This window comes from Yinghuangia sp. YIM S10712, from assembly GCF_051388935.1.
Lineage (GTDB): Bacteria > Actinomycetota > Actinomycetes > Streptomycetales > Streptomycetaceae > Yinghuangia.
Genome location: NZ_JBPKBI010000013.1, coordinates 44,049 through 63,125, shown reverse-complemented (window position 1 = coordinate 63,125; position 19,077 = coordinate 44,049). Strand labels below are relative to the sequence as shown.

16 protein-coding genes and 1 other RNA gene are annotated in these 19,077 nt (G+C 72.3%); 8 read left to right on the top strand and 9 right to left on the bottom strand.

Annotated features, from left to right (window positions below):
- Nucleotides 1–27: 27 nt before the first annotated feature.
- Complete coding sequence (locus tag ACRX5W_RS23585) at nt 28–648, bottom strand: TetR/AcrR family transcriptional regulator (RefSeq protein ID WP_436790267.1); 621 nt, start codon at nt 646–648, stop codon at nt 28–30.
- Nucleotides 649–734: 86 nt separating this feature from the next.
- Between ACRX5W_RS23585 and ACRX5W_RS23580 the strand changes: the two genes are divergently transcribed.
- Nucleotides 735–2,156, top strand: coding sequence for an MFS transporter (locus ACRX5W_RS23580; protein ID WP_436790266.1), 1,422 nt, complete (start codon nt 735–737; stop codon nt 2,154–2,156).
- A gap of 34 nt (nt 2,157–2,190) precedes the next feature.
- Nucleotides 2,191–2,313, top strand: coding sequence for a hypothetical protein (locus ACRX5W_RS23575; RefSeq protein WP_436790265.1), 123 nt, complete (start codon nt 2,191–2,193; stop codon nt 2,311–2,313).
- Nucleotides 2,314–2,375: 62 nt separating this feature from the next.
- Here the strand turns inward: ACRX5W_RS23575 and rnpB are convergent.
- Nucleotides 2,376–2,779: RNase P RNA component class A (gene rnpB / locus ACRX5W_RS23570), an RNA gene on the bottom strand.
- Nucleotides 2,780–3,068: 289 nt separating this feature from the next.
- On the opposite strand from rnpB, the gene yaaA reads away from it, so the two are divergent.
- A complete protein-coding gene (gene yaaA / locus ACRX5W_RS23565; RefSeq protein WP_436790264.1) occupies nt 3,069–3,866 on the top strand; it encodes a peroxide stress protein YaaA in 798 nt (265 codons plus the stop codon).
- Between the two features lie 85 nt (nt 3,867–3,951).
- Here the strand turns inward: yaaA and ACRX5W_RS23560 are convergent, their stop codons facing one another.
- The 3 genes from ACRX5W_RS23560 to ACRX5W_RS23550 form a co-directional block, all read right to left on the bottom strand.
- Nucleotides 3,952–5,142 carry a bifunctional RNase H/acid phosphatase gene (locus ACRX5W_RS23560; RefSeq protein WP_436790263.1) on the bottom strand — a complete coding sequence of 397 codons (1,191 nt, stop codon included), beginning with the start codon at nt 5,140–5,142 and terminating at the stop codon, nt 3,952–3,954.
- Nucleotides 5,139–5,882: a zinc ribbon domain-containing protein gene (locus tag ACRX5W_RS23555; protein WP_436790383.1), complete on the bottom strand. Its 744-nt coding sequence runs from the start codon at nt 5,880–5,882 to the stop codon at nt 5,139–5,141. The genes ACRX5W_RS23560 and ACRX5W_RS23555 overlap by 4 nt, the downstream gene beginning before the upstream one ends.
- A gap of 166 nt (nt 5,883–6,048) precedes the next feature.
- On the bottom strand, nt 6,049–6,894 hold the full coding sequence (locus ACRX5W_RS23550) for a Nif3-like dinuclear metal center hexameric protein (protein ID WP_436790262.1): 846 nt from the start codon (nt 6,892–6,894) through the stop codon (nt 6,049–6,051).
- 436 nt (nt 6,895–7,330) lie between these two features.
- Between ACRX5W_RS23550 and ACRX5W_RS23545 the strand changes: the two genes are divergently transcribed.
- The 3 genes from ACRX5W_RS23545 to ACRX5W_RS23535 all read left to right on the top strand — a co-directional run bounded on the left by ACRX5W_RS23545 (nt 7,331) and on the right by ACRX5W_RS23535 (nt 11,410).
- The gene (locus ACRX5W_RS23545) at nt 7,331–8,536 is read left to right on the top strand and encodes a PASTA domain-containing protein (protein ID WP_436790261.1); all 1,206 of its coding nucleotides are present in this window, start codon (nt 7,331–7,333) and stop codon (nt 8,534–8,536) included.
- A 420-nt stretch (nt 8,537–8,956) separates the two neighbouring features.
- Nucleotides 8,957–10,021 carry an ATP-binding cassette domain-containing protein gene (locus ACRX5W_RS23540; RefSeq protein WP_436790260.1) on the top strand — a complete coding sequence of 355 codons (1,065 nt, stop codon included), beginning with the start codon at nt 8,957–8,959 and terminating at the stop codon, nt 10,019–10,021.
- Nucleotides 10,022–10,222: 201 nt separating this feature from the next.
- Complete coding sequence (locus ACRX5W_RS23535) at nt 10,223–11,410, top strand: PASTA domain-containing protein (protein WP_436790259.1); 1,188 nt, start codon at nt 10,223–10,225, stop codon at nt 11,408–11,410.
- 96 nt (nt 11,411–11,506) lie between these two features.
- On the opposite strand, the gene ACRX5W_RS23530 is transcribed toward ACRX5W_RS23535, so the two are convergent.
- The 3 genes from ACRX5W_RS23530 to ACRX5W_RS23520 all read right to left on the bottom strand — a co-directional run bounded on the left by ACRX5W_RS23530 (nt 11,507) and on the right by ACRX5W_RS23520 (nt 14,653).
- Nucleotides 11,507–12,430, bottom strand: a complete 924-nt coding sequence (locus ACRX5W_RS23530) for a 3-oxoacyl-ACP reductase (protein ID WP_436790258.1) — start codon at nt 12,428–12,430, stop codon at nt 11,507–11,509.
- A 100-nt stretch (nt 12,431–12,530) separates the two neighbouring features.
- Nucleotides 12,531–13,610 (bottom strand): Zn-dependent alcohol dehydrogenase, encoded by a 1,080-nt coding sequence (locus ACRX5W_RS23525; RefSeq protein WP_436790257.1) that lies wholly within the window; start codon nt 13,608–13,610, stop codon nt 12,531–12,533.
- Between the two features lie 182 nt (nt 13,611–13,792).
- Nucleotides 13,793–14,653 (bottom strand): MaoC/PaaZ C-terminal domain-containing protein, encoded by an 861-nt coding sequence (locus ACRX5W_RS23520; RefSeq protein WP_436790256.1) that lies wholly within the window; start codon nt 14,651–14,653, stop codon nt 13,793–13,795.
- Between the two features lie 255 nt (nt 14,654–14,908).
- Here ACRX5W_RS23520 and rarD point away from each other — a divergent pair, with 255 nt between their 5' ends.
- A complete protein-coding gene (gene rarD, locus ACRX5W_RS23515; protein WP_436790382.1) occupies nt 14,909–15,880 on the top strand; it encodes an EamA family transporter RarD in 972 nt (323 codons plus the stop codon).
- A 65-nt stretch (nt 15,881–15,945) separates the two neighbouring features.
- Here the strand turns inward: rarD and ACRX5W_RS23510 are convergent, their stop codons facing one another.
- Nucleotides 15,946–17,661, bottom strand: coding sequence for a long-chain-fatty-acid--CoA ligase (locus tag ACRX5W_RS23510; protein WP_436790255.1), 1,716 nt, complete (start codon nt 17,659–17,661; stop codon nt 15,946–15,948).
- Nucleotides 17,662–18,161: 500 nt separating this feature from the next.
- Between ACRX5W_RS23510 and ACRX5W_RS23505 the strand changes: the two genes are divergently transcribed.
- Nucleotides 18,162–19,073, top strand: coding sequence for an alpha/beta hydrolase fold domain-containing protein (locus ACRX5W_RS23505; protein ID WP_436790254.1), 912 nt, complete (start codon nt 18,162–18,164; stop codon nt 19,071–19,073).
- Nucleotides 19,074–19,077 lie beyond the last annotated feature (4 nt).

The window sequence follows — 19,077 nt, the reverse complement described above, 5'->3', positions numbered from 1 at the left end:
TAGGCGTCCTGCGTACCGCGGGTCGGGTTACTCCCGGGAGAGCGCGGCGTTCCGGGGACGAGCCTGCGTTGTTCCGCGTGCCGCCCGATCACCGGCCGCGTCGAGGATGAGCACCGCGATCTCGCGCGCCGCCAGTGCCGGATGGGCATCGGGACGGGTGACGGCATGCGCGAGGACACCGTCCACAAGCACGAGGATTTGGTCCGCGCCCAGGTCGGGGGCGGGATGGCCGAGGCGGGTCAACTCGTCGGCGAACAGGGCGTGCAGGCCGTCCTTGTAACGGCGGATTTCCGTGTGCGCGGGGTGGTCCCGGTCGGCGAGGGCCAGATCCGCCGAGGTGTAGCGGCAGCCGCGGAAGGTCGGGGCCGTCGTGATCCGTTCCAACTCGTCGAACACCGCGAGCACGCGGGCGCGCGGAGCGTCGCCGGCCGAGTCCATCACCGCGCGGTAGCGGCTCTCCTTCGCGGCCCGGTGCAGCGTCTCGGCGACGAGGCCGTCCTTGCCGCCGAAGTGCTGGTAGAGCGAGCGGCGCGCGACGTCAGCCTTCTTCAGGATCGCGTCCACACCGACGTGCACGCCTTCGCTGTAGGTCAGTTCGAGGGCGGCGTCGAGGAGGCGTTCGCGGGGGCCGGGGCGCGTCGTGCTCATGGCGCAAGTCTCCCACGCAGTTGACAGATAGATCAACTGGTCTATCTAATCCGCGTATACCAATCGTTCTACCCCAAGGAGCGGCCATGCCTCGTGCGGGCACCTTGCCCCTCGTGCTGACCGGGGTCTTCGTCACGATCCTCGACTTCTTCATCGTCAACGTCGCAATACCATCCACCCAGCAAGACCTGGATGCCGGACCCACCGCCATCGAGTGGGTGGTCGCCGGATACGGATTGGCGTATGGCTCCGGCCTGATCCTCGGCAGCCGACTCGGCGACATCCACGGCCGCCGTCGCATGTTCACCCTCGGCCTGGCGCTCTTCACGGCGGCCTCAGTCGCGTGCGGCCTCGCTCCCGACGCCCGTACACTCGTTGCCGCCCGCATCGCCCAGGGGATCGCCGCGGCGCTTCTCGCACCGCAGGTGCTGGCGATCATCCGAACCGTCTACGCCGGCGCCGCGCAGGCGCGGGCGATCGGGGCGTACGCGCTGACCATGGGCCTGGCCGCGGTGTTCGGGCAGCTCATCGGCGGCGCATTGATCCAGGCCGACCTGTTCGGTATGGGATGGCGCGCCTGCTTCCTCATCAACGTGCCGATCGGCGTTGTTGCTCTGGCCGCCGCCAAGCGCGTACTGCCGGAGAGCCGCGCCGACACGGCGCCCCGCCTCGACCTCGTCGGGACCGTGCTGATCATCCTGGCCCTGACGGCGACCCTGCTGCCGTTGATCGAAGGCCGCGAGCAGGGCTGGCCGCTGTGGGCGTGGTTCTCGTTCGTCGCATCCGCCCTGCTCCTGGCCGGATACGCCGTGCGGCGCCACGAATCACCCATCGTCGACACCGCGCTTTTCCGCGAACGCGCCTTCACCGTGGGACTGTTCGCGAACCTGGTCTTCACCATGGGGATGGCCGCCTATTTCCTCGTCTTCGCGCTCTACATGCAGCAGGCGCGCGACCTCGACGCACTCCAGGCGGGCCTGATCTTCACGCCCATAGGCGCCGGCTACCTCGCCGCGTCGCGGGCCGCGCCGCGCCTGGCCGCACGTCACGGGCGCCAGGTCGTCGCCGCAGGTGCCGTGCTCCGCGTGCTCGCACTCGGCGGTCTCCTCACAGCGGTCGGGTGTGACGCGTCCCTTCTCTGGATGGTCCCCGCGCTGCTGGCCGACGGCTTCGGCATGGGCCTCGCCCTCGCGCCGATCATGGGCACGGTCCTGGCCGGCGTCTCACCCCGCCACGCGGGATCGGCGGCCGGGGTACTGACCACCGCCCAGCAAGTGGGCGGTGCTCTGGGGGTCGGCATTGTCGGTGTTGTGTACTACGGCGCCGCGGACCACGGCATCACGGAAGCGTTCCGGCAGAGCCTGATCTATCTGATCGCCGTCGCGGCGGCGCTGGGCGCGATCGCCCAGCTGCTGCCGGACCCCCGAGCGGCGGCCCCGACTCCCGATCCGGACCACGCGCCGTCGACCGAAGCAGCCCCCGAACCACAACCGGCGGCCGGGTCATGACAAGGCCCGACGTACAACGACAGGAGCAGAGGGCATGCCTTTCACCGCTGCCGACGCGTTCGCCCGCCCTTATATGGCGATATGGAACGAACCCGACGCGGATGCCCGCCGCACGGCCGTCACCGTGAACCAGGGGTTCGGCCACCAGTCGGCATGACCGGGGCCAGGCGCTCTGGCCTGCGTAAACGTATGTCAGAGCACCTGGCCCCGGACGGGCGGCGGAAGAGTCGGCCTGTACGCCGGGTTCTGTCTCGCGTGGGCCTTGCGGTCCGCGCGGAGGCGGTCATCCATCTAGGGCCGACGTTGCCGCCGGCCTCCAGCGGTCTACCCGCAGGCTCGGGCGGGCAGCCCTCGATCGCCTGCGCAGGAACCCGTCGGGTTCCCTTTTGACCTTGCTCCGGGTGGGGTTTACCGAGCCGCCCGAGTCACCTCGGGCGCTGGTGGTCTCTTACACCACCGTTTCACCCTTACCAGGTGTCCGAGTGGACGCCTGGCGGTCTGCTTTCTGTGGCACTGTCCCGTGGGTCGCCCCAGGTGGGTGTTACCCACCACCCTGCCGTGTGGAGCCCGGACGTTCCTCGGCGGAACCGCGAGGGTTCCGACGCGACCGCCCGGCCGGCTCTTCCGCCGCTCCCCAACCTTAGCCCTGAGGCCGCGGGACCGATAAACCGCCGACCCGTCCGGAGGAAGAAGGTTTGCGGAAGGACCCGTTCGCCCCGATTAGCCCTTTTCCGGTGCCGGTCGGGCGCCGCGGCGGTCGGTGTGCGCCCGGGGGCGCGACACGCACCCGGCGGGCCGCACGCGGGCGGCGGGGGGGTTCGTCATGGATGGCCGGTCTTGCGGTGCTTGTCGGGTCTTGCGGCGTCATAGGGTAGGGGCGCTACTCGTCCGTACGTCTTGGGAGTTCCGTCCGTGCTCGTGCTGTTGCCGCCCTCGGAGGGCAAGGCGTCGGGGGGTCCCGGCCCCGTTCTCGATCTCGCCGGGCTGTCGCTTCCCGAGCTGACGGCGACGCGTGAGCGCGTGCTCGACTCGCTGGTGACGTTGTGCGAGGGCGATGAGACGAAGGCACTGGAAGTGCTCGGCCTCGGGCCGAAGTTGCGCGGCGAGGTGCTGCGCAATCTGGACGTGCGGGAGGCCCCGACGCTGCGGGTGTCGGAGCTGTACACCGGGGTCCTGTACGACGCGCTCGGACTCGGCACGCTCGACCGGGCGACGGCGAAGCGGGCGGAGCGGAGCCTGCTGGTGTTCTCGGGGCTGTGGGGTGCGCTGCGGCCGAACGATCGGGTGCCGCCGTACCGGCTGTCGATGGGGGTGCGGCTGCCGGGGCTCGGGGCGCTGCCGGGGCTGTGGCGCGAGGCGATGGACAAGGCCCTGCCCGAACTCGCGGGCGAGGGGCTGGTGTTGGATCTGCGGTCGGCGGCGTACGTGCCGGCGTGGCGGCCGGTGGGCGAGGTGGCGGCGCGTACGGCGATGGTCCGGGTGCTGCACGAGCGTGTGGTGGACGGCGTCACGCGGCGGTCGGTGGTGAGCCACTTCAACAAGGCGACGAAGGGGCGGCTCACGCGGCAGTTGCTGACCGCGGGCGCGGAGCCGGCCGACCCGGGGGAACTGGCCGCCGCGCTGCGCGACCTCGGCTGGACCGTCGAGGTCGGCAAGCCCGCGAAGCGCAACGCGGCGTGGGCCCTGGATGTGGTGGTCTCGGAGGTCTGACGGCCGAGCGCTCCGAGGAGCGGGAGCCCGCCGGGCCCCGCCGACGAGGGCGGGGCGCCCTCGTCGGTTCGCGTCTCCCTGGGCCCTACCGCGGGGCGCGCAGATGTGCCGTGTCGTTGTAGACGCGCAGTGAGGCGTTGCCGTCGGCCCACCAGTTGATGACGGTGATCGCCGCCGCCGACAGTTCCATGCGGAACATCGACTGCGCGGGCGCGTCGAGGGCGAGGCGCACGAGCGTCTTGACGGGGGTGACGTGGGTGACCACGAGAACGGTCTTGCCGGGATAGCGCGCGAGGAGTTTGTCGCGGGCGACGATGACGCGCCGGGCGACCTCGACGAAGCTTTCGCCGCCGGGCGGTGCCACCTCGGGGGAGGCGAGCCAGGCCGACAGCTCGTCGGGCCAGCGTTCTTGGACCTCGCCGAAGGTCAGGCCCTCCCAGGCGCCGAAGTCCGTTTCGCGGAGCCCTTCTTCGACGCGGACGGGGAGGCCGAGGCGGCCGGCCGCGGCTTCCGCCGTCTGGCGGCAGCGGCTCAGCGGCGACGTCACGACGGCCTGCACGGTGCCGCGCGCGGCGAGGAGTTCGGCGGCGCGCTCGGCCTGCCAGCGTCCGGTCTCGGAGAGCTCCGGGTCGCCGCCGACTCCGGAGAACCGCTTGTGCGGAGTGAGCGCGGTCTCGCCGTGGCGCAGCAGGACGAGTGTGGTCGGCGTACCGAGGTCGGGGCCCCAACCGGCGGGCGGGGGCAGGGGCTTGGTCTCGGCAGCCGCCCGGCCGGCCACCGGGGTCTCCTCGGCCGGCGCGGTGGTCTCGTCGACGAGCTGGGGGTCGACGGCGACGGGCGCGGTCGGGCGCCAGACCTCGCCTTTGGCCGCGAGGTCCATCGCTTCGTTGGCGAGGCGGTCGGCGTACTTGTTCTTCTCGCGCGGCACCCACGTGTATTTGACTCGCCCGGCCGGGTACAGCGCGCGTACCTGCGCCGCGAGTTCGCGCATGTCCGCGTGTTTGATCTTCCAGCGCCCCGACATCTGCTCGACGACGAGCTTGGAGTCGGCGCGGACTTCGACGGCCGCGTCGGGGTCGATGTCGCGCGCGGCCGTCAACCCCGCGAGCACGCCCCGGTATTCGGCGACGTTGTTGGTGGCGACGCCGATGTACTCGCCCATCTCCCACAGCACGGCGCCGGACGACGCGTCGCGCACGAGTGCTCCGTACGCCGCCGGCCCCGGGTTGCCGCGCGAGCCGCCGTCCGCTTCGACGACGAACCGGCGGGCGCTCAAAGGCCCGACTCTGCGGTGCGTACGAGGATCCGCCGGCAGTTGTCGCAGCGCACGACCGTGTCGGGCGCCGCCGAGCGGATCGCGTTGAGGTCGGTGATGCCGAGTTCGAGGCGGCATCCCTCGCAGCGGCGCTGGTGGAGGGCCGCGGCTCCGACGCCGTGCTGCTGCTCGCGGATCTTCTCGTACAACTTCAGCAGTTCCGCGGGGACCGCGGCGGCGACGACCTCGCGCTGCTTGGCGTCGCCCGCGCTCTCGGTGTCGATCTCGGCGAGGGCGGCGTCGCGCCGGGCGGTCGCCGCGTCGCGTTCGGCCTGGGCCGCGTCGCGTTCCTCGACGAGCCCGGCCAGGCGGGTCTGGATCTCGTCGCGGCGCTCCATGATCTCCAGGACGACCTCTTCGAGGTCGCTCTGGCGTTTGGCCAGCGAGGTGATCTCGTGCTGGAGGTTCTCCAGTTCCTTGGGCGAGGTGACGTGGCCCGAGTCGAGGCGCTGTTGGTCGCGTTCGGCGCGGCTGCGGACCTGGTCGACGTCTTGTTCGGCCTTGGTCTGCTCGCGTGCGGCGTCGCTGTCCTCGGTCTCGGCGGCGACGACGAGGTCGCGCAGGGTGGCGAGGCGGCTGCCGAGGCGGTCGATCTCCTCGTGCTCGGGCAGCGTGCGGCGCCGGTGCGCGAGCCGGTCCAGGCGCGAATCGAGGCCCTGGAGGTCGAGCAGGCGGAGTTGGTCGGCGGGCGCGGCGTTCAGCGGGTTCTCCTTACAGCGGGGTTATCGCGGTCGTTGGGGTGCGCGGCTCTGTGCGGTTCGTCGCGGTTCGTCCGAAGCTTGCTGCGTGCTGGTGTTGTTGCCTGTTGCGTCGTGCGCGTCGGTCGTGGCGCGACGCCGCGTCGCGGCCCGGCTCCGGCCCCCGTGGTCACGGGCCTTGCGGCGCGGTGGGCCCGGGGACGTGGAAGGCCCACGGGTCCGTGGCCAGGCGCGAGACGTACGTCTCCACCGTAGCCCCGGACGCGGCGGTCGCGGCCGTCAGTTCCCGGGCGGCCTGCTCCAGCCAGGGCCACTCGGTGGCCCAGTGGGCGGCGTCGACGAGTGCCGGGCCGCCGGCTTCGAGCGCTTCGGACGCCGGGTGGTGGCGCAGGTCGGCGGTGAGGTAGACGTCGGCGCCGCTGCGCCGGGCGGCCTCGAACAGGCTGTCGCCCGCGCCGCCGCACACCGCGACGGTGTGAACTTCGCGGTCCGGGTCACCGGCGATGCGGAGCCCGGCGGCGGTCGCGGGCAGGGCTTTCGCGGCGCGGGCGGCGAACGCGGCCAGCGACTCCGGTGCGGGCAGCGTCCCGACGCGCCCGATGCCGCGGCAGCCCTGCGGGTCGGCGGCGCTGGGGTCGAGCGGGCCGGTGACGGTCAGGCCGAGGGCCCTCGCCAGGGCGTCGGAGACGCCGGGGTCGGCGGAATCCGCGTTGGTGTGTGCGACGGCGAGCGCGCAGTCGCCCTTGATGAGGCTGTGGACGACGCGTCCCTTGAACCCGGTCGCGGCGACGGAGTGCACGCCGCGCAGGAAGAGGGGGTGGTGGGTGATCAGCAGGTCGGCGCCCCACGCGAGCGCTTCGTCGGCGACGGCCTGGACGGGGTCGACCGCGAACATCACCTTGCCGACCTCGGCGCCCGGGTCGCCGCACACCAGGCCGACCGCGTCCCATGATTCGGCCCACGCCGGGTCGTAGAGGCGGTGCAGTGTGGCAAGGACGTCGGAGAGCTTGGGCACGGGGTCGAGGTTACCGCGACCGGCCGCAGGGCCCTGACCGCCGGGGATCAAGGGTTCCCGGACTCGGTCGGGCGCGGGTTTGTGACGCGGCGTGGGGCGCGGGTGCGGGTGGGCGCGGTGGCCGCGGCGCCCCGGAGAAGGGAACGCCTGGGGTGATCCCGGCCCCGCCGGGGACGCGGACGGCCGGGTGGGGACTGTCGGTGCGCGGCCTCGGAGTGCGGCCTCGGAGTGCGGCTGTCCCCATACCACGGCAAACCCTCGGATACCCGGGGAAACGGCGACCGTGCGCGGTCACGATTGCGTCAAGCCGCCCCAACCGTCCGGAAGAACGGGTAGGACCGGCGTCGCGAACGGCGTCCGACCTGAAGCAACCGCACCCGGGCTCTTGGACCGTCCGGTCCGGGCGACCCGGGAGATCCGTCTGGGGGCGGCATCGATGGTGCACTGCATACTCTGCGGCACCGGCAACGACGTCACGGCCCGGTACTGCGCCGGCCTGGGGTGCGGTGCGGACCTCGTCGGGCTGCGCGAAGGGGACCCCACGCGCGCGGTCCAGGTGTACGGCGATCCGGCGGAAGCCGAGGCCGACGCCGGGGAACTCGTCGAGACCACGCTCACCATCCGCAACGCGGGCAGCGAACCCGACAGGTACGTCCTGGAGTTGCGCCGCGACATCGGCGACCGCGTCACGGTCCGGGGCAGCAGCGCCCCCGGCGGCCTCGCGCCGGGCGAAACCTGCCAGTGGACCGTGCGGTACGCGGTGCCGCACGACCGGGCGCCGGATGCCGGAGTGCTCGACATCCCCTTGCGCGTGGTGTCGACGCACGACCGGCGGGTGGCGGCCGTGACCCTGTTCTCGGTCCATCCCGCCGACGCCGCACCGCTGGACGCGGTGCCGTTCCCCGTCCCGCGCGGCGATTCGCGGGCGGGCCACCGAGCCCGCCGCCGGGCCCGGAACACGCAGTTCGCGGCGGCGGGAGCGGTCGCGGCGGTGGCGGTCGTCGCGGCCCTCATCGTCGGCATGGCCTCGGCCGGATCGGGTGGCGGCGACCGGGATGCGCCGACCCGGCAGGCCGCGCCGGCCACGACGCCGCGCCTGCCGGTCGGCGAGTCACCGCCGCCGGGGAACGAGGGCATCCCGACCGAGTTGCCAAGTCACCCGTCGACAGCTCCGTCCACAACCGACGGCACCGCGTCGGCGACGGTGACCACGCGCCCGCCGAGCATCCGCTCGCCGGGCGCGTCGGCGTCCGGCACCAAGTCGGGCGCGCCGGGTCCTGCGACGCGGCCGGGCGGTGGGGCCACGACACCGCCGCCGGTGCCTTGGCCTCCGGTGCCGAGCGGGCCCGGCACGGGCACGCCGTCCACGCCGCCGGGGTCGCAGGGCCCGTCGCCCTCGGCGAGTCCGTCTTCGGAGCCGCCGTCGACCGTGCCGGTGCCGAACGTCGTCGGGTCGGGGTACACCGAGGCCCGCGCGGTGCTGGAGAGCGCGGGTTTCGAGGTGGGCGCGTCCGGCTCCGGGCCGTGCCGGGGGGATTTGTCGGCTGCGGGGTGCGTCGTGGTGTCGCAGTCGCCGACGGGCTCGGCGCCGGCGGGGTCGGAGGTGTCGCTGCGCGTCGCGTCGAGACAGGACGGCGACTGACGCTGCGGACGGTGACCGGCCCGGCGGCACCCGGCAGCTCGGCGGGACTTCCGTGAGACGGGAAAACGGCTTGCCACAGGGGTGTTCGCGGGCCGCTGCCGACTCTTGCGCATCCCATCCGCCATATCGTCACACCATGCTCTTTACCGCTGTCAAACCCCTCGTGTTGGGCGTTCCCGGGTTACTTCACCCATGCGGGTGAACCCCCCGACAACTCGTTGAGCCGCTGCGAAAGCGAACCGTACGGTCTTTCACGTCTCGCCGGGTTCGGACCAACACCGGTCAACGGGTGGGCAGTTCGCACCGATCCCGTCATCAGGACGGGTGTCGGCGGCATTTTCCGGGCGCCGGCCCGAGGACCGGGGTGGTCCGCCGGACCGGACGCGAGGGGGGAAGCAGCGTTGGGCGCAGCACGAGTGCGTGAACCACGTGCCGTTGGGGACGGGGCTCGGTGCGGCGATCGACGCACAGGCGGAGGCGACCCGGGCGCTCGCCCGGGCGTCCTCACTGCGGCTGACGGTCGTCGGAGTGGGCGGCCAACTTCCTTTGGTGATCCTGGTGTTGGTCGCACCCATGCTCGTGCGCGACGGCACGTTGTCGCCGGGCGAACTCGCCGGTGCTGTGCTGTATCTGGTGAAGGAGCTCGCGCCCGCGCTGCGCGCCCTCACCGCGACGGTCGGGGACTGGATCCTCGAACTCGGCGTCGTCGCGGGCCGTTTGGCGGAGGCGGGCGCCGTTCGGCGGCCCGCGCGCGCCTCCGCTCCCCCGGTCCCCGGTGCGGGGGGCGACGTGGTGTCGGCGCGTCCGGCGGTGTTGTCCGTGCGCGATGTGGCTTTCGCGTACGGTCCGTTCGCGGCGCCGGTTGTCGACGGGCTGCATCTCGCGGTGCCCGAGCAGGGCCATCTTGCGGTCGTGGGGCCGAGCGGCATCGGCAAGTCGACGCTTGCGGCGCTTCTGGCGGGGCTGTTGGAGCCGCAGCGGGGCGCGGTGCTGCTGCGCGGCGAGCCACTCGACCGGATCCCGGAGGAGCGGTTGCGGCGAGAGATCGCGGTGGTGCCGCAGGAGGCGTACGTCTTCGCCGGAACGGTCCGGGAAAACCTGGCGTACCTGCTGCCGGGGGCGACCGACGGTGAACTCGACCGTGCCGTGCGGCTCGTCGGTTGCCGGGACCTGGTCACCCGGCTGGGCGGTTACGACGCCGAGCTCGCCGATCCTTCCGCGCTCTCCGCGGGTGAGCGTCAACTGATCGCGCTGGCACGGGTGTTCGTTTCGCCTGCCGAGGTGGTGATCCTGGACGAGGCGACATGTCACCTGGATCCCGCGACGGAAGCGCTCGCCGAGGCCGCGTTCGCCGCCCGCCCGGGTGTGCTCGTCGTGATCGCGCACCGCATGGACTCGGCCCGCCGCGCCGAACTGTTGGCCGGATCGGCGCTGTACGCGGACCTGATGGGCCGCTGGTCGCTCACCCCTCATCCGCGCAGGTAGTGCCCCGCCGGGACCTCGGACGGCCGCGGAAGCGCCCTGGTCCGACGGCTGTTCCCGGACATCCTCCGTGCGGAACCGGGCCGCCCCCGGTTCGCGTCCCCCAATCATTCCGGCGGAAAGGTGCTGCCGCGAAGAGCCCGAGGGGGGATGATGAGGCACTTCTGCCGGCTGTGCGGGGCGCGGGCGGACGGTAGGGAGCGGTTGGGCACGTATTGCCCCGGCAACCACTGCGGCGCGGACCTCTTGGGCGGGGACCGCACGGGCGTCCAGGCGTGGTGCGAGCCGGAGCGGCAGCGCGGCGAGCCGAGGTCGACCGTGACGGTCCGGCTCGTGGTGCGGAACGCGGGCGCGCGGCCGGACACCTTCCGCGTCGAACCGGTCGAACGCGTCCACGGGAGCCTGGACTTCGACGCGTCGGTGCTGAACTTCCCGCTGGCTGCGGACCAGACCCGGGTCGTGGAAGTGCGCTACACGCTGCCGCGCGACCACACCCGGCTGGGCATCGACGTCGCGTCGCGCTTCGGGGTGCCGGGCGCGGACGCGGCCGGACGCGTCAACGACGGGCGGACACAGCGCTTCGGTGTCGCGCTGCGGGTGGTGTCGACGACCGCGAACCAGGGGGCGGCGTGTGCCGCGTTCGCGGTGGACGTCCCGCGGCGGTTCGACACCGACCGCCCCGACGGGTTCTCGCGCGCCCGCTCGGTGCCGCTGCTGGTCGGCAGCGCGGTGCTGGCGCTGATCGTCGCGGCCACCGCCGTCGTCGCGGTGACGTCGGACGACGGCGACTCCGCGTCGGCCCCGCGGGGCGACGCGGCGCAGCAGGTGCCGGTGGGCGACGGCGCCACCGCGGGTGTGATCCTGCCGGGCGTCACCCCGTCCGGCGGCGAACCGCCTTCCGCGGCGGTGGAGTCCCCGTCCAAGGGCGCGGGGCGGCAGCCGCCGGTCGTGTCGTCGACGGTGACGTCGGGGGCGTCCGGGAAGTCGGAGACGGTCGTACCGGAAACGGTCGGGCTCGACGTCGAGGCGGCGCGGCAGGCGTTGCGCGAGCGGAACCTGGTGCCGCGCGTGCAGGTGCGGGCGAACTCGAAGGGGCCGAAGGGCGAGGTCCTGGAGTCGTCCCCGGCGGCCGGGGAGACGGTGCGCGAGGGCGCGACGGTGACGATCACGGTCCGGGACGGCAACACGACCGTGCCGGAGGTGGTCGGCTCGGACGAGGAGAGCGCGACGGCCGAGATACGCGCGGCGGGCCTGGCGGTGTCGGTCAAGCCGAGGCTGACGTCGAAGGCGGAGGAGTACAGCGTGGTGGTTGCCACGTACCCGTCGGCCGGTGCCCAGGTGCCCCTCATGACGAGCGTCACGATCTACGTGGGGAAGCCGGACGTCCGCTGAGCGGGACGCCCCGGAGTTTCCGCGCAAGGGACGAAGCGTGCCGTCCGGCGGCGTGTTTCGTCCCTTGGCTCACCACCTCGGGCCGCTGGTGTCGGCTCAGCGTTCGCGCCGCAGACGGAGCAGGTCCGGCGCCGAGAAGCCCTCGTTGAGCTCCTTGTCGGCGAAGTGCGGCACCAGCAGCTCTTCGAGCTCGTCGGTGTTGAACGCGTCGCCCTTCGCGTCGAACTTGGCCTGGAGTGTGGGGCGTTCGATGACCGCCACGAAGCCGCCGTGGACGACGAAGAGCTGGCCGGAGATGTGGTCGGCGGCGGGGCCGGCGAGGAACGCCACCAGCGGCGAGACGTGTTCGGGTGCCAGCGGGTCGAGTTCGCCCTCCGCGAGGTCGTCCTTGGCGGTGAAGACGTGGCTGGTCAGTTTGGTGAGTGCGCGCGGGGCGATCACGTTCGCGCGGACGCCGTAGCGGTGGCAGCCGTTCGCGGTGCTCATGGTGAGCGCGATGACGGCGGATTTGGCGGCGGCGTAGTTCGCCTGGCCCGGTGATCCGGCGAGGCAGGCCTCCGAGGCGGTGTTGACGACGCGTGCGTACACCGGGCCGCCTTGCGCCTTGGACTTGTCACGCCAGTACTTCGCGGCGTGGTGCGAGGTGTTGAACGTGCCCTTGGCGTGGACGGCGAGGATGATGTCCCATTCGGCCTCGGTCATCGAGAACAGCATGCGGTCGCGCAGCAGGCCCGCGTTGTTGACGAGGATGTCGAGCGACCCGTACGTGTCGACCGCGAGCCCGACCAGTTCCCCGCCGACCGCGAACTGCGAGATGTCGCCGCGGTGCGCGGTCGCCTCGCCGCCCGCCGCGACGATCTCGTCCGCGACGGCCTGCGCCGGGTTCGGCGCGTCCTGGGGGGCGAAGTCGTTGACGACGACTTTCGCTCCGTGCCGGGCGAGTTCGAGTGCCTCGGCGCGCCCGAGGCCGCCGCCGGCACCGGTGACGACGGCGACTTTGCCGGTAAGGGACGTGGGCATGGCGCCTCCAAGGTTTGCGTGGGACGGCCGTCGAACCGGGCGCGGACAACAGGTGCCCGTACGCGACTCGACGGCCGTCGGGGGTGGGTCCGGTGGCGGGTCAGGCGAGCGTGATGATGGTCCGGATCGACTCGCCGGACCTCATGAGGTCGAACGCGTCGTTGATGTCCGCGAGTTCGAGGCGGTGGGTGATCATCGCCTCCAGGTCCAGGCGGCCGGCGCGCCACATGCGGATGATGCGGTTGTACTCGCGGTGGATGTCGCCGCCGCCGTAGATGCTGCCGATGATCTGCTTCTGGTCGAAGAACAGCTCGAACATGTTGAACTGCACGTTGTCGTCCATCGCCCCGGCACCCACGATGACGACGCTGCCGCCGCGCCGGGTCAGTTCGTACGCGCTGCGCGCGGTGAACGACTTGCCGACGACCTCGAAGACGTAGTCGAAGCCCTGACCCGCCGTCAGGTCGTTCTTGGCGGCCTGCGCCTCGTCGGGGGTGACCGCGTGCGTGGCACCGAACTTCTTGGCCCACGCGTGCTTGGACGTCGCCGGGTCGACCGCGACGATGTCGGCGGCGCCGGCCGCGCGCAGCGCCTGGATGACGGCTATGCCGACGCCGCCCGCGCCGATGACCGCGCAGGTGGCGCCCGGTTCGATCGCGGCGCTGTTGAAGACCGCGCCGACGCCGGTGGTGACGCCGCAGCCGATGAGCGAGGCGACCTCGTACGGCACGTCGTCGGGCACCTTGATCGCGCACGGCGCGGCGACGACGACCTCTTCGGTGAAGGTGCCGGTGCCGGTGAAGCCGTGGGCCGGGGTGCCGCCGAACGTGAAGTTCTTGTTGCCGGCGTTCATGAAGCCCGACAGGCACAGGTTGGACTGGCCGCCGGTGCAGAAGTTGCACACGCCGCAGGGCGGCGCCCAGCAGATGACGACCTTGTCGCCGACCGCGACCGAGGTGACGCCGTCGCCGACCTCGACGATCTCCCCGGCGCCCTCGTGGCCGGGCACGAACGGCGCCGGCTGCGGCAGGACGCCGGTCATCGCCGACAGGTCGGAGTGGCAGACGCCGGTGACGTGCAATTTGACCCGGACCCTGCCGGGACCCATGCCCACGGCTTCGACGTCGTCGCGGACTTCGAGCTTGTCCTGTCCGGTCTCGTGCAGGATGGCTGCGCGCATGGGCTGCTCCTCGTCGTCCCGGCCGTGCCGTGGGGTCGTCGACCGCGAAAATATAACGTGTTCTCGTTTGGGGCAAGATAAATGACAGGGTCAAGCTAATACGTACGGGGCGCGCCGAGAAGCCGTATCCCGGACACGCCCCGGATCGTGTGGCGGGCCACTGTCCCCCGAGAACCGCGCGGTCAGGAGGCGTACTCGACCACCGTGTCCGACAGCACCACCGCGTCGTCGCGCTCGACCGACGAGGCGCGGACGTGGAGCGTGCCGCCCTCGTCCCAGACGCGGACGCGCATCGTCTCGCCCGGGAAGAAGATCCCGGCGAACTTCGTGCGGTAGCGCGTCACCCGCGCCACGTCGCCGCCGAGGACCGTGTCCACGACCGCCTTGAGCGTCACCCCGTACGAGCACAGCCCGTGCAGGATCGGGGTGTCGAAGCCCGCCGCCTTCGCGAAGTCGGGGTCGGCGTGCAGCGGGTTCCAGTCGCCGGAAAGCCGGTACAGCAGCGCCTGGTCGGGACGCGTGGACACCTCCACGACGTGGTCCGCGTCCCGCTCGGGAACGTCGATCTTCGTCGACGGTCCGCGCTCGCCGCCGAAGCCGCCCTCGCCGCGCACGAAGATCTCCGACCGCGAGTCGTACAGCGGCGTGCCGTCGGGCAGCGCCGCCGAGGTCTCCAGCACGATGACGGCGGCCTTGCCCTTGTCCCATACGTCCGCGACGCGACTGCGCACACCGATGTCGGTCGCCTCGGGGGGCAGCGGGCCGTGGAGGACGACCTCCTGCCCGCCGTGCAGCACCGCGCGCAGGTCGACGTCGATGCCCGGCAGCGACGCCAGGTCGCCGCCCGCCTTGAACCCGGCCACGGCCGCGAAGGTGGGCAGGACGTGCAGGTTCTTCTCGTACGTGTAGCGCAGTTCGTCGGCGTCGGTCGGCGGGATTCCCGCGCCCAGGCCCAGGTGGTAGAGGATCACGTCCTTGCGCGTCCAACCGATGCTGCCCTCGCGGGGCTGGGCGCCGGTGGCGGCTGTGACGTCGATGGGCATGACGTCCCCTCTCTGATGTGGTCGGCGTGCCCGGCTGCGACCGGCGTGCCGGGTGGCCGTATCCGGTGTGGTCGGCGCGTCCCGGCTGCGGCCTGCGTCTCCGGACCGCGCCGATGCGACGCGGCGCTCACAAACTAGAACGCGTTTTCATTCAGCCGCAAGATCGGCGATCCGGCCGAACCGGCCCAGGCCACCGGCCGCCAATTGGCCCGGGACTCGCGGACGGGCCCCGACTAGCATCCGGCCGTGAGCGACATACGGGAGACGACGGAGCAGCGGCGCGGTCTGTGGCTGGGCGTGGCGGCCTACGGGCTGTGGGGCCTCTTCCCCCTGTACTGGCCGCATCTGAAGCCCGCCGGGGCGGTGGAGATCCTCGCGCACCGGATGGTGTGGTCGATGGTCTTCATGCTCGTCGTCCTCACGGTCGTGCGCCGCTGGTCGTGGGTCCGGGGGCTGCTGCGCGATCCCGTACGCCTGGCCAAGATCGGCATCGCCGGGATCACCATCACCACCAACTGGGGCCTGTACATCTGGGGGGTCAACTCCGATCAGGTGGTGGAGACTTCGCTCGGCTACTTCATCAACCCCCTGGCGTTCATCGCCGTGGGCGTGCTCGTGCTCGGGGAGCGGCTGCGGGCCGCGCAGTGGATCGCGGTGGCGCTCGGCGTCGGGGCCGTGCTCGTGCTGACGGTCGGGTACGGGCGCCTGCCGTGGCTCGCGCTGGTCCTCGCGGTCAGCTTCACCGTCTACGGCTATGTCAAAAAAACCGTCGGGCTGGCGCCGACCGAGTCGCTGACCGCCGAGACGTCGGTGATGTTCCTGCCGGCCGCCGGTTACCTGGCGTATCTGTCGTGGACCGGCGAGGGCACGTTCGGGACGGTGTCGTTCGGGCAGACGCTGCTGCTGATCGGCGCCGGCGTCGTCACCGCCTTCCCGCTGCTGCTGTTCGGCGCGGCGGCGGTACGCATCCCTCTCTCGACCGTCGGCATGATCCAATACCTCGCCCCCGCCTTCCAGTTCGCCGTCGGCGTGTGGATCTACCACGAGGCCATGCCGGCGACCCGCTGGGCGGGTTTCGGCCTCATCTGGGCCGCGCTCGCGGTGCTGACCTTCGACGCACTGCGGCAGGGCCGGAAAACGCGGCGGTCTTCGGCGGCGGCACCCGCACCGGCGCCGGCAAAGGCACCGGTCGACGGTGTGCCCGCCAAGTCGGAAGTGAAGCCGTAGGCGGAAGCGGCGTCACCGGAGACGACCACGGCCGAAGCGAAGCCACCCGGCCGCTGCCTCGACCGCTACTGCCGGGGCTGTTCCGGCGGCTCCAGCAGGTCCAGCACGTGTGCGCGCCCGTGCTCCGCGAAGCGCCCCTCCGTCGCCTCGACGTCGGCGTCGGTCAGGGGCCGGTACGCGGCATCCCTCCCCGACCGGAACCACACCTCGTCGGGAGCGGGCGCGTACCAGGCCTGCCGCGCGAGGACGCGTACGAGCACTTTGTTGGTGTGGGTGTGCGGCAGTTCGGCGGACAGCCGCACGTAGCGCGGGCGCCAGGTCGGCGACAGGTCGGGCTGCCGGGCCTGCCATGCCGCGAAGCCCCGGGCGAACTCCTCGGCGCCGACGCCCTCCCGCAGTACCACCGCGGCCATCGCCTGGTCGCCGGCTGCCTCGTCCGGCACCCCGTAGACGGCCACGAGGGCGATGTCCGGGTGCCGCGCGAGGATGCGGGCGACCGGGGCGGCACCGAAGTTCTCGCCGTTCACGCGCAGCCATTCCCCGCTGCGCCCGGCGAAGAAGAACAGGCCGTCGGCGTCGCGGTAGGCCAGGTCGCCGCTCCAGTACCAGCCGTCGCGCAGCCGGTCGGCGGTCGCGTCGTCGTTGTTCCAGTAGCCCTCGAACGCGCCGGCGCCGTCGAGGTTGACCAGCTCGCCGACGGCTTCGTCGGCGTTGAGCAGCCGCCCGGCGGCGTCGAACCGGCCGCGCGGGCACTCCTCACGGGTCTCGGGGTCGATCACGCGGATGTCGCCGTTGGCGGTGCCGAGCGCGCCGGGCGGCATGCCGGACACGGGGATGAACGACAGGCCGCCCTCGGTCGACCCGAAGCCGTCGCGCACCGAGCAGCCGAAGCGGCGGGCGAACCGCTCGACGTCCTGCGGTCCGCCCTCGTTGCCGAACACCCGGGTCAGGGTGTTGTCCGCGTCGTCCGGGCGCTCGGGGGTGGCGAGGATGTACGACAGTGGTTTACCGACGTAATTCGCGTATGTGACGCGGTACTTGCGTACGTCAGGCAGAAAGCCGGAGGCGGAGAACCGGCGGCGCAGCACGAGCGTCGCACCGGACGCCACCGCCGGCGCCCAACAGGTGATCACGGCGTTGGAGTGGAACAGCGGCATCGCGCAGTAGGCCACGTCGTCGCCGGTCAGCTTCTCGGCCGCGACGAGGCTCGACCCCTGCGTCGCGATCTTGCCCTGCGAGCAGATGACGGCCTTCGGGTCGCCGGTCGTGCCCGAGGTGAGGATGAGCATGAAGGGGTCGTCGGGGGCGGGCGACACCGGCGGCAGCGCGGCACCCGCGTAGGGCGCGAGCGCTTCGGCCCACCGGGGATCGTCGGTGTTCCACACCCGCGACTCGGGGAAGTCCGGTACGGCGTCGCGGAGTTGGTCGGCGTGCGCGTCGCCGGTGAGCAGCAGCGCACAGCCGGTGTGGTTGATGTCGCGGGCCAGTTCGGTGCCGCGCCGGGTCGGGTTCAGGCCGACGACCACCGTTCCCGAGACCGCGGCGGCGGCCAGGAGGAACGAGTACTCCGGCACGTTCTCCAGCAGCACGCCGATGTGGAAGGTGGTGGATGCCCCTTGGAGGGCGGTGCGTTGCGCGTCCAGGAAGGCCGCGCGCTGGGCGGAGAGGCGCACGTGCTCCTCCCAGGACCACAGCGCGTCGCCGCAGCGCACACCGGGCGACGGGTCGCCGGCCCGCCGTCGGACCAGGTCGTTCACGGTGACGGACCAACGGCCGGCCATGCGCCCTCCCGCATACCCCGATTGCTTGACCGAGGCAAGGTAACGGGACGGCGGGCAACCCGGAAGCGTGACCGGCCGGTTGCGCGCGGAGAAGTCGTCACGGCCGCGACATGGCCCCGACAGCGCCACACCACCGGTTTTCCATCGATTCGTATCGCTTGGACCCTGGTCAGCCTCGGTCTCCGGTGCCACCGTGGAAGGAGGCCGCACCGCACGCGCACCGATGCTGCGGCCGGAAGGGTTCTTGCGTCGTCTGCTCGGAAGGGCCGGCGGGTTCGCTGGGATCGGCGGGTCGGCGGGTCGGCGGGCTTGAGGGATTGAGCGGGCCGGTCGGCTCAGTGGGCCGGCGGATTCGCCGGGTTCGGCGGGCTCGCCGGTCCGGGGTTTCCGATCCGCCAAGCTCAGCCGAAGCGGCGGGTTCACGGATCCGCCGGGCTTCCCGGTCCGCAGGGGCACGAACCTTTCCGGTCATCGCACCGGCCCCGTCGAGGAGGACCGTCGTGCCCGAGCTCTCCGTTCCCCTGGCCCGCGGCCTGGTGCGCCGCACCGTCCGCCCGTTCCTGCGCCCGCGCGTACCCGTCGCCGTGCAGCGCCTGCGCCTCGACGCCGCCGGCGCCCTCACGCCGCTCCCGCCCGGCGCCCACATCCTGCGCCGACTCCTGGGAGGCGTACCCGGGCGGCGCGTGTCCGTCGGCCCGGTCGCGCCCGAACGCGCGGTCCTCTATCTGCACGGCGGCGGCTACGTCACCGGATCGTCGCGCTCGCACCTGCCCTACGCCGCGCACCTCGCCCGCGCGACGCGGTCCACGGTGTACGTCATCGACTACCGCCGCGCTCCCGAACACCCGTATCCGGCCGCCGTCCACGACGCCCGCGCCGCGTGGCGCGCACTTGCGGACGAGACCGGCCCGGACACCCCGATGGTCGTCGCGGGCGACGCGGCCGGTGGCGGACTCGCCCTGACGGTCGCCCTCGCAACCGGCACCAACGGCCCCGCCGACACCCCGACCCGCGCCCCGGACGCGCTGGTCATGCTGTCGCCGTGGCTCGACCCGCTGCGCCCGTGGCCGTACGAGCCGGTCTACCACCACGACCCGATCCTGCATGCGTCCTGGCTCACACGCTGCGGCGTCCTGTACGCGGACGGCATCGACCGGGAGCTCCTCGCCCCCGCCCGCAGCGCCGACCTGTCCGGCCTGCCTCCGACGATCGTCCAGAACGGCACCGACGACATCCTGGCCCCGGAGAGCACGGCCTTCGCGGAACGCGCCCGTGCCATGGGAGTTCGCGTCGACCACCTCGAATACCCCGACCTGTGGCACAACTTCGTCCTGCTCGCCGGCATGCTCGCGCCCGCCGACGAGGCACTGCACGACCTCGCCAAGAGCCTGGACGACATGCTTGCGCGGTGATCCC

Excerpts from the sequence above, each read along its gene's own strand:
- ACRX5W_RS23525 (WP_436790257.1), bottom strand. The coding sequence starts at position 13,610 with ATGCGCGCAGCCATCCTGCACGAGACCGGACAGGACAAGCTCGAAGTC.
- ACRX5W_RS23580 (WP_436790266.1), top strand. The coding sequence starts at position 735 with ATGCCTCGTGCGGGCACCTTGCCCCTCGTGCTGACCGGGGTCTTCGTC.
- ACRX5W_RS23585 (WP_436790267.1), bottom strand. The coding sequence starts at position 648 with ATGAGCACGACGCGCCCCGGCCCCCGCGAACGCCTCCTCGACGCCGCC.
- ACRX5W_RS23545 (WP_436790261.1), top strand. The coding sequence starts at position 7,331 with ATGGTGCACTGCATACTCTGCGGCACCGGCAACGACGTCACGGCCCGG.
- ACRX5W_RS23510 (WP_436790255.1), bottom strand. The coding sequence starts at position 17,661 with ATGGCCGGCCGTTGGTCCGTCACCGTGAACGACCTGGTCCGACGGCGG.
- ACRX5W_RS23575 (WP_436790265.1), top strand. The coding sequence starts at position 2,191 with ATGCCTTTCACCGCTGCCGACGCGTTCGCCCGCCCTTATATGGCGATA.
- ACRX5W_RS23520 (WP_436790256.1), bottom strand. The coding sequence starts at position 14,653 with ATGCCCATCGACGTCACAGCCGCCACCGGCGCCCAGCCCCGCGAGGGC.
- ACRX5W_RS23530 (WP_436790258.1), bottom strand. The coding sequence starts at position 12,430 with ATGCCCACGTCCCTTACCGGCAAAGTCGCCGTCGTCACCGGTGCCGGC.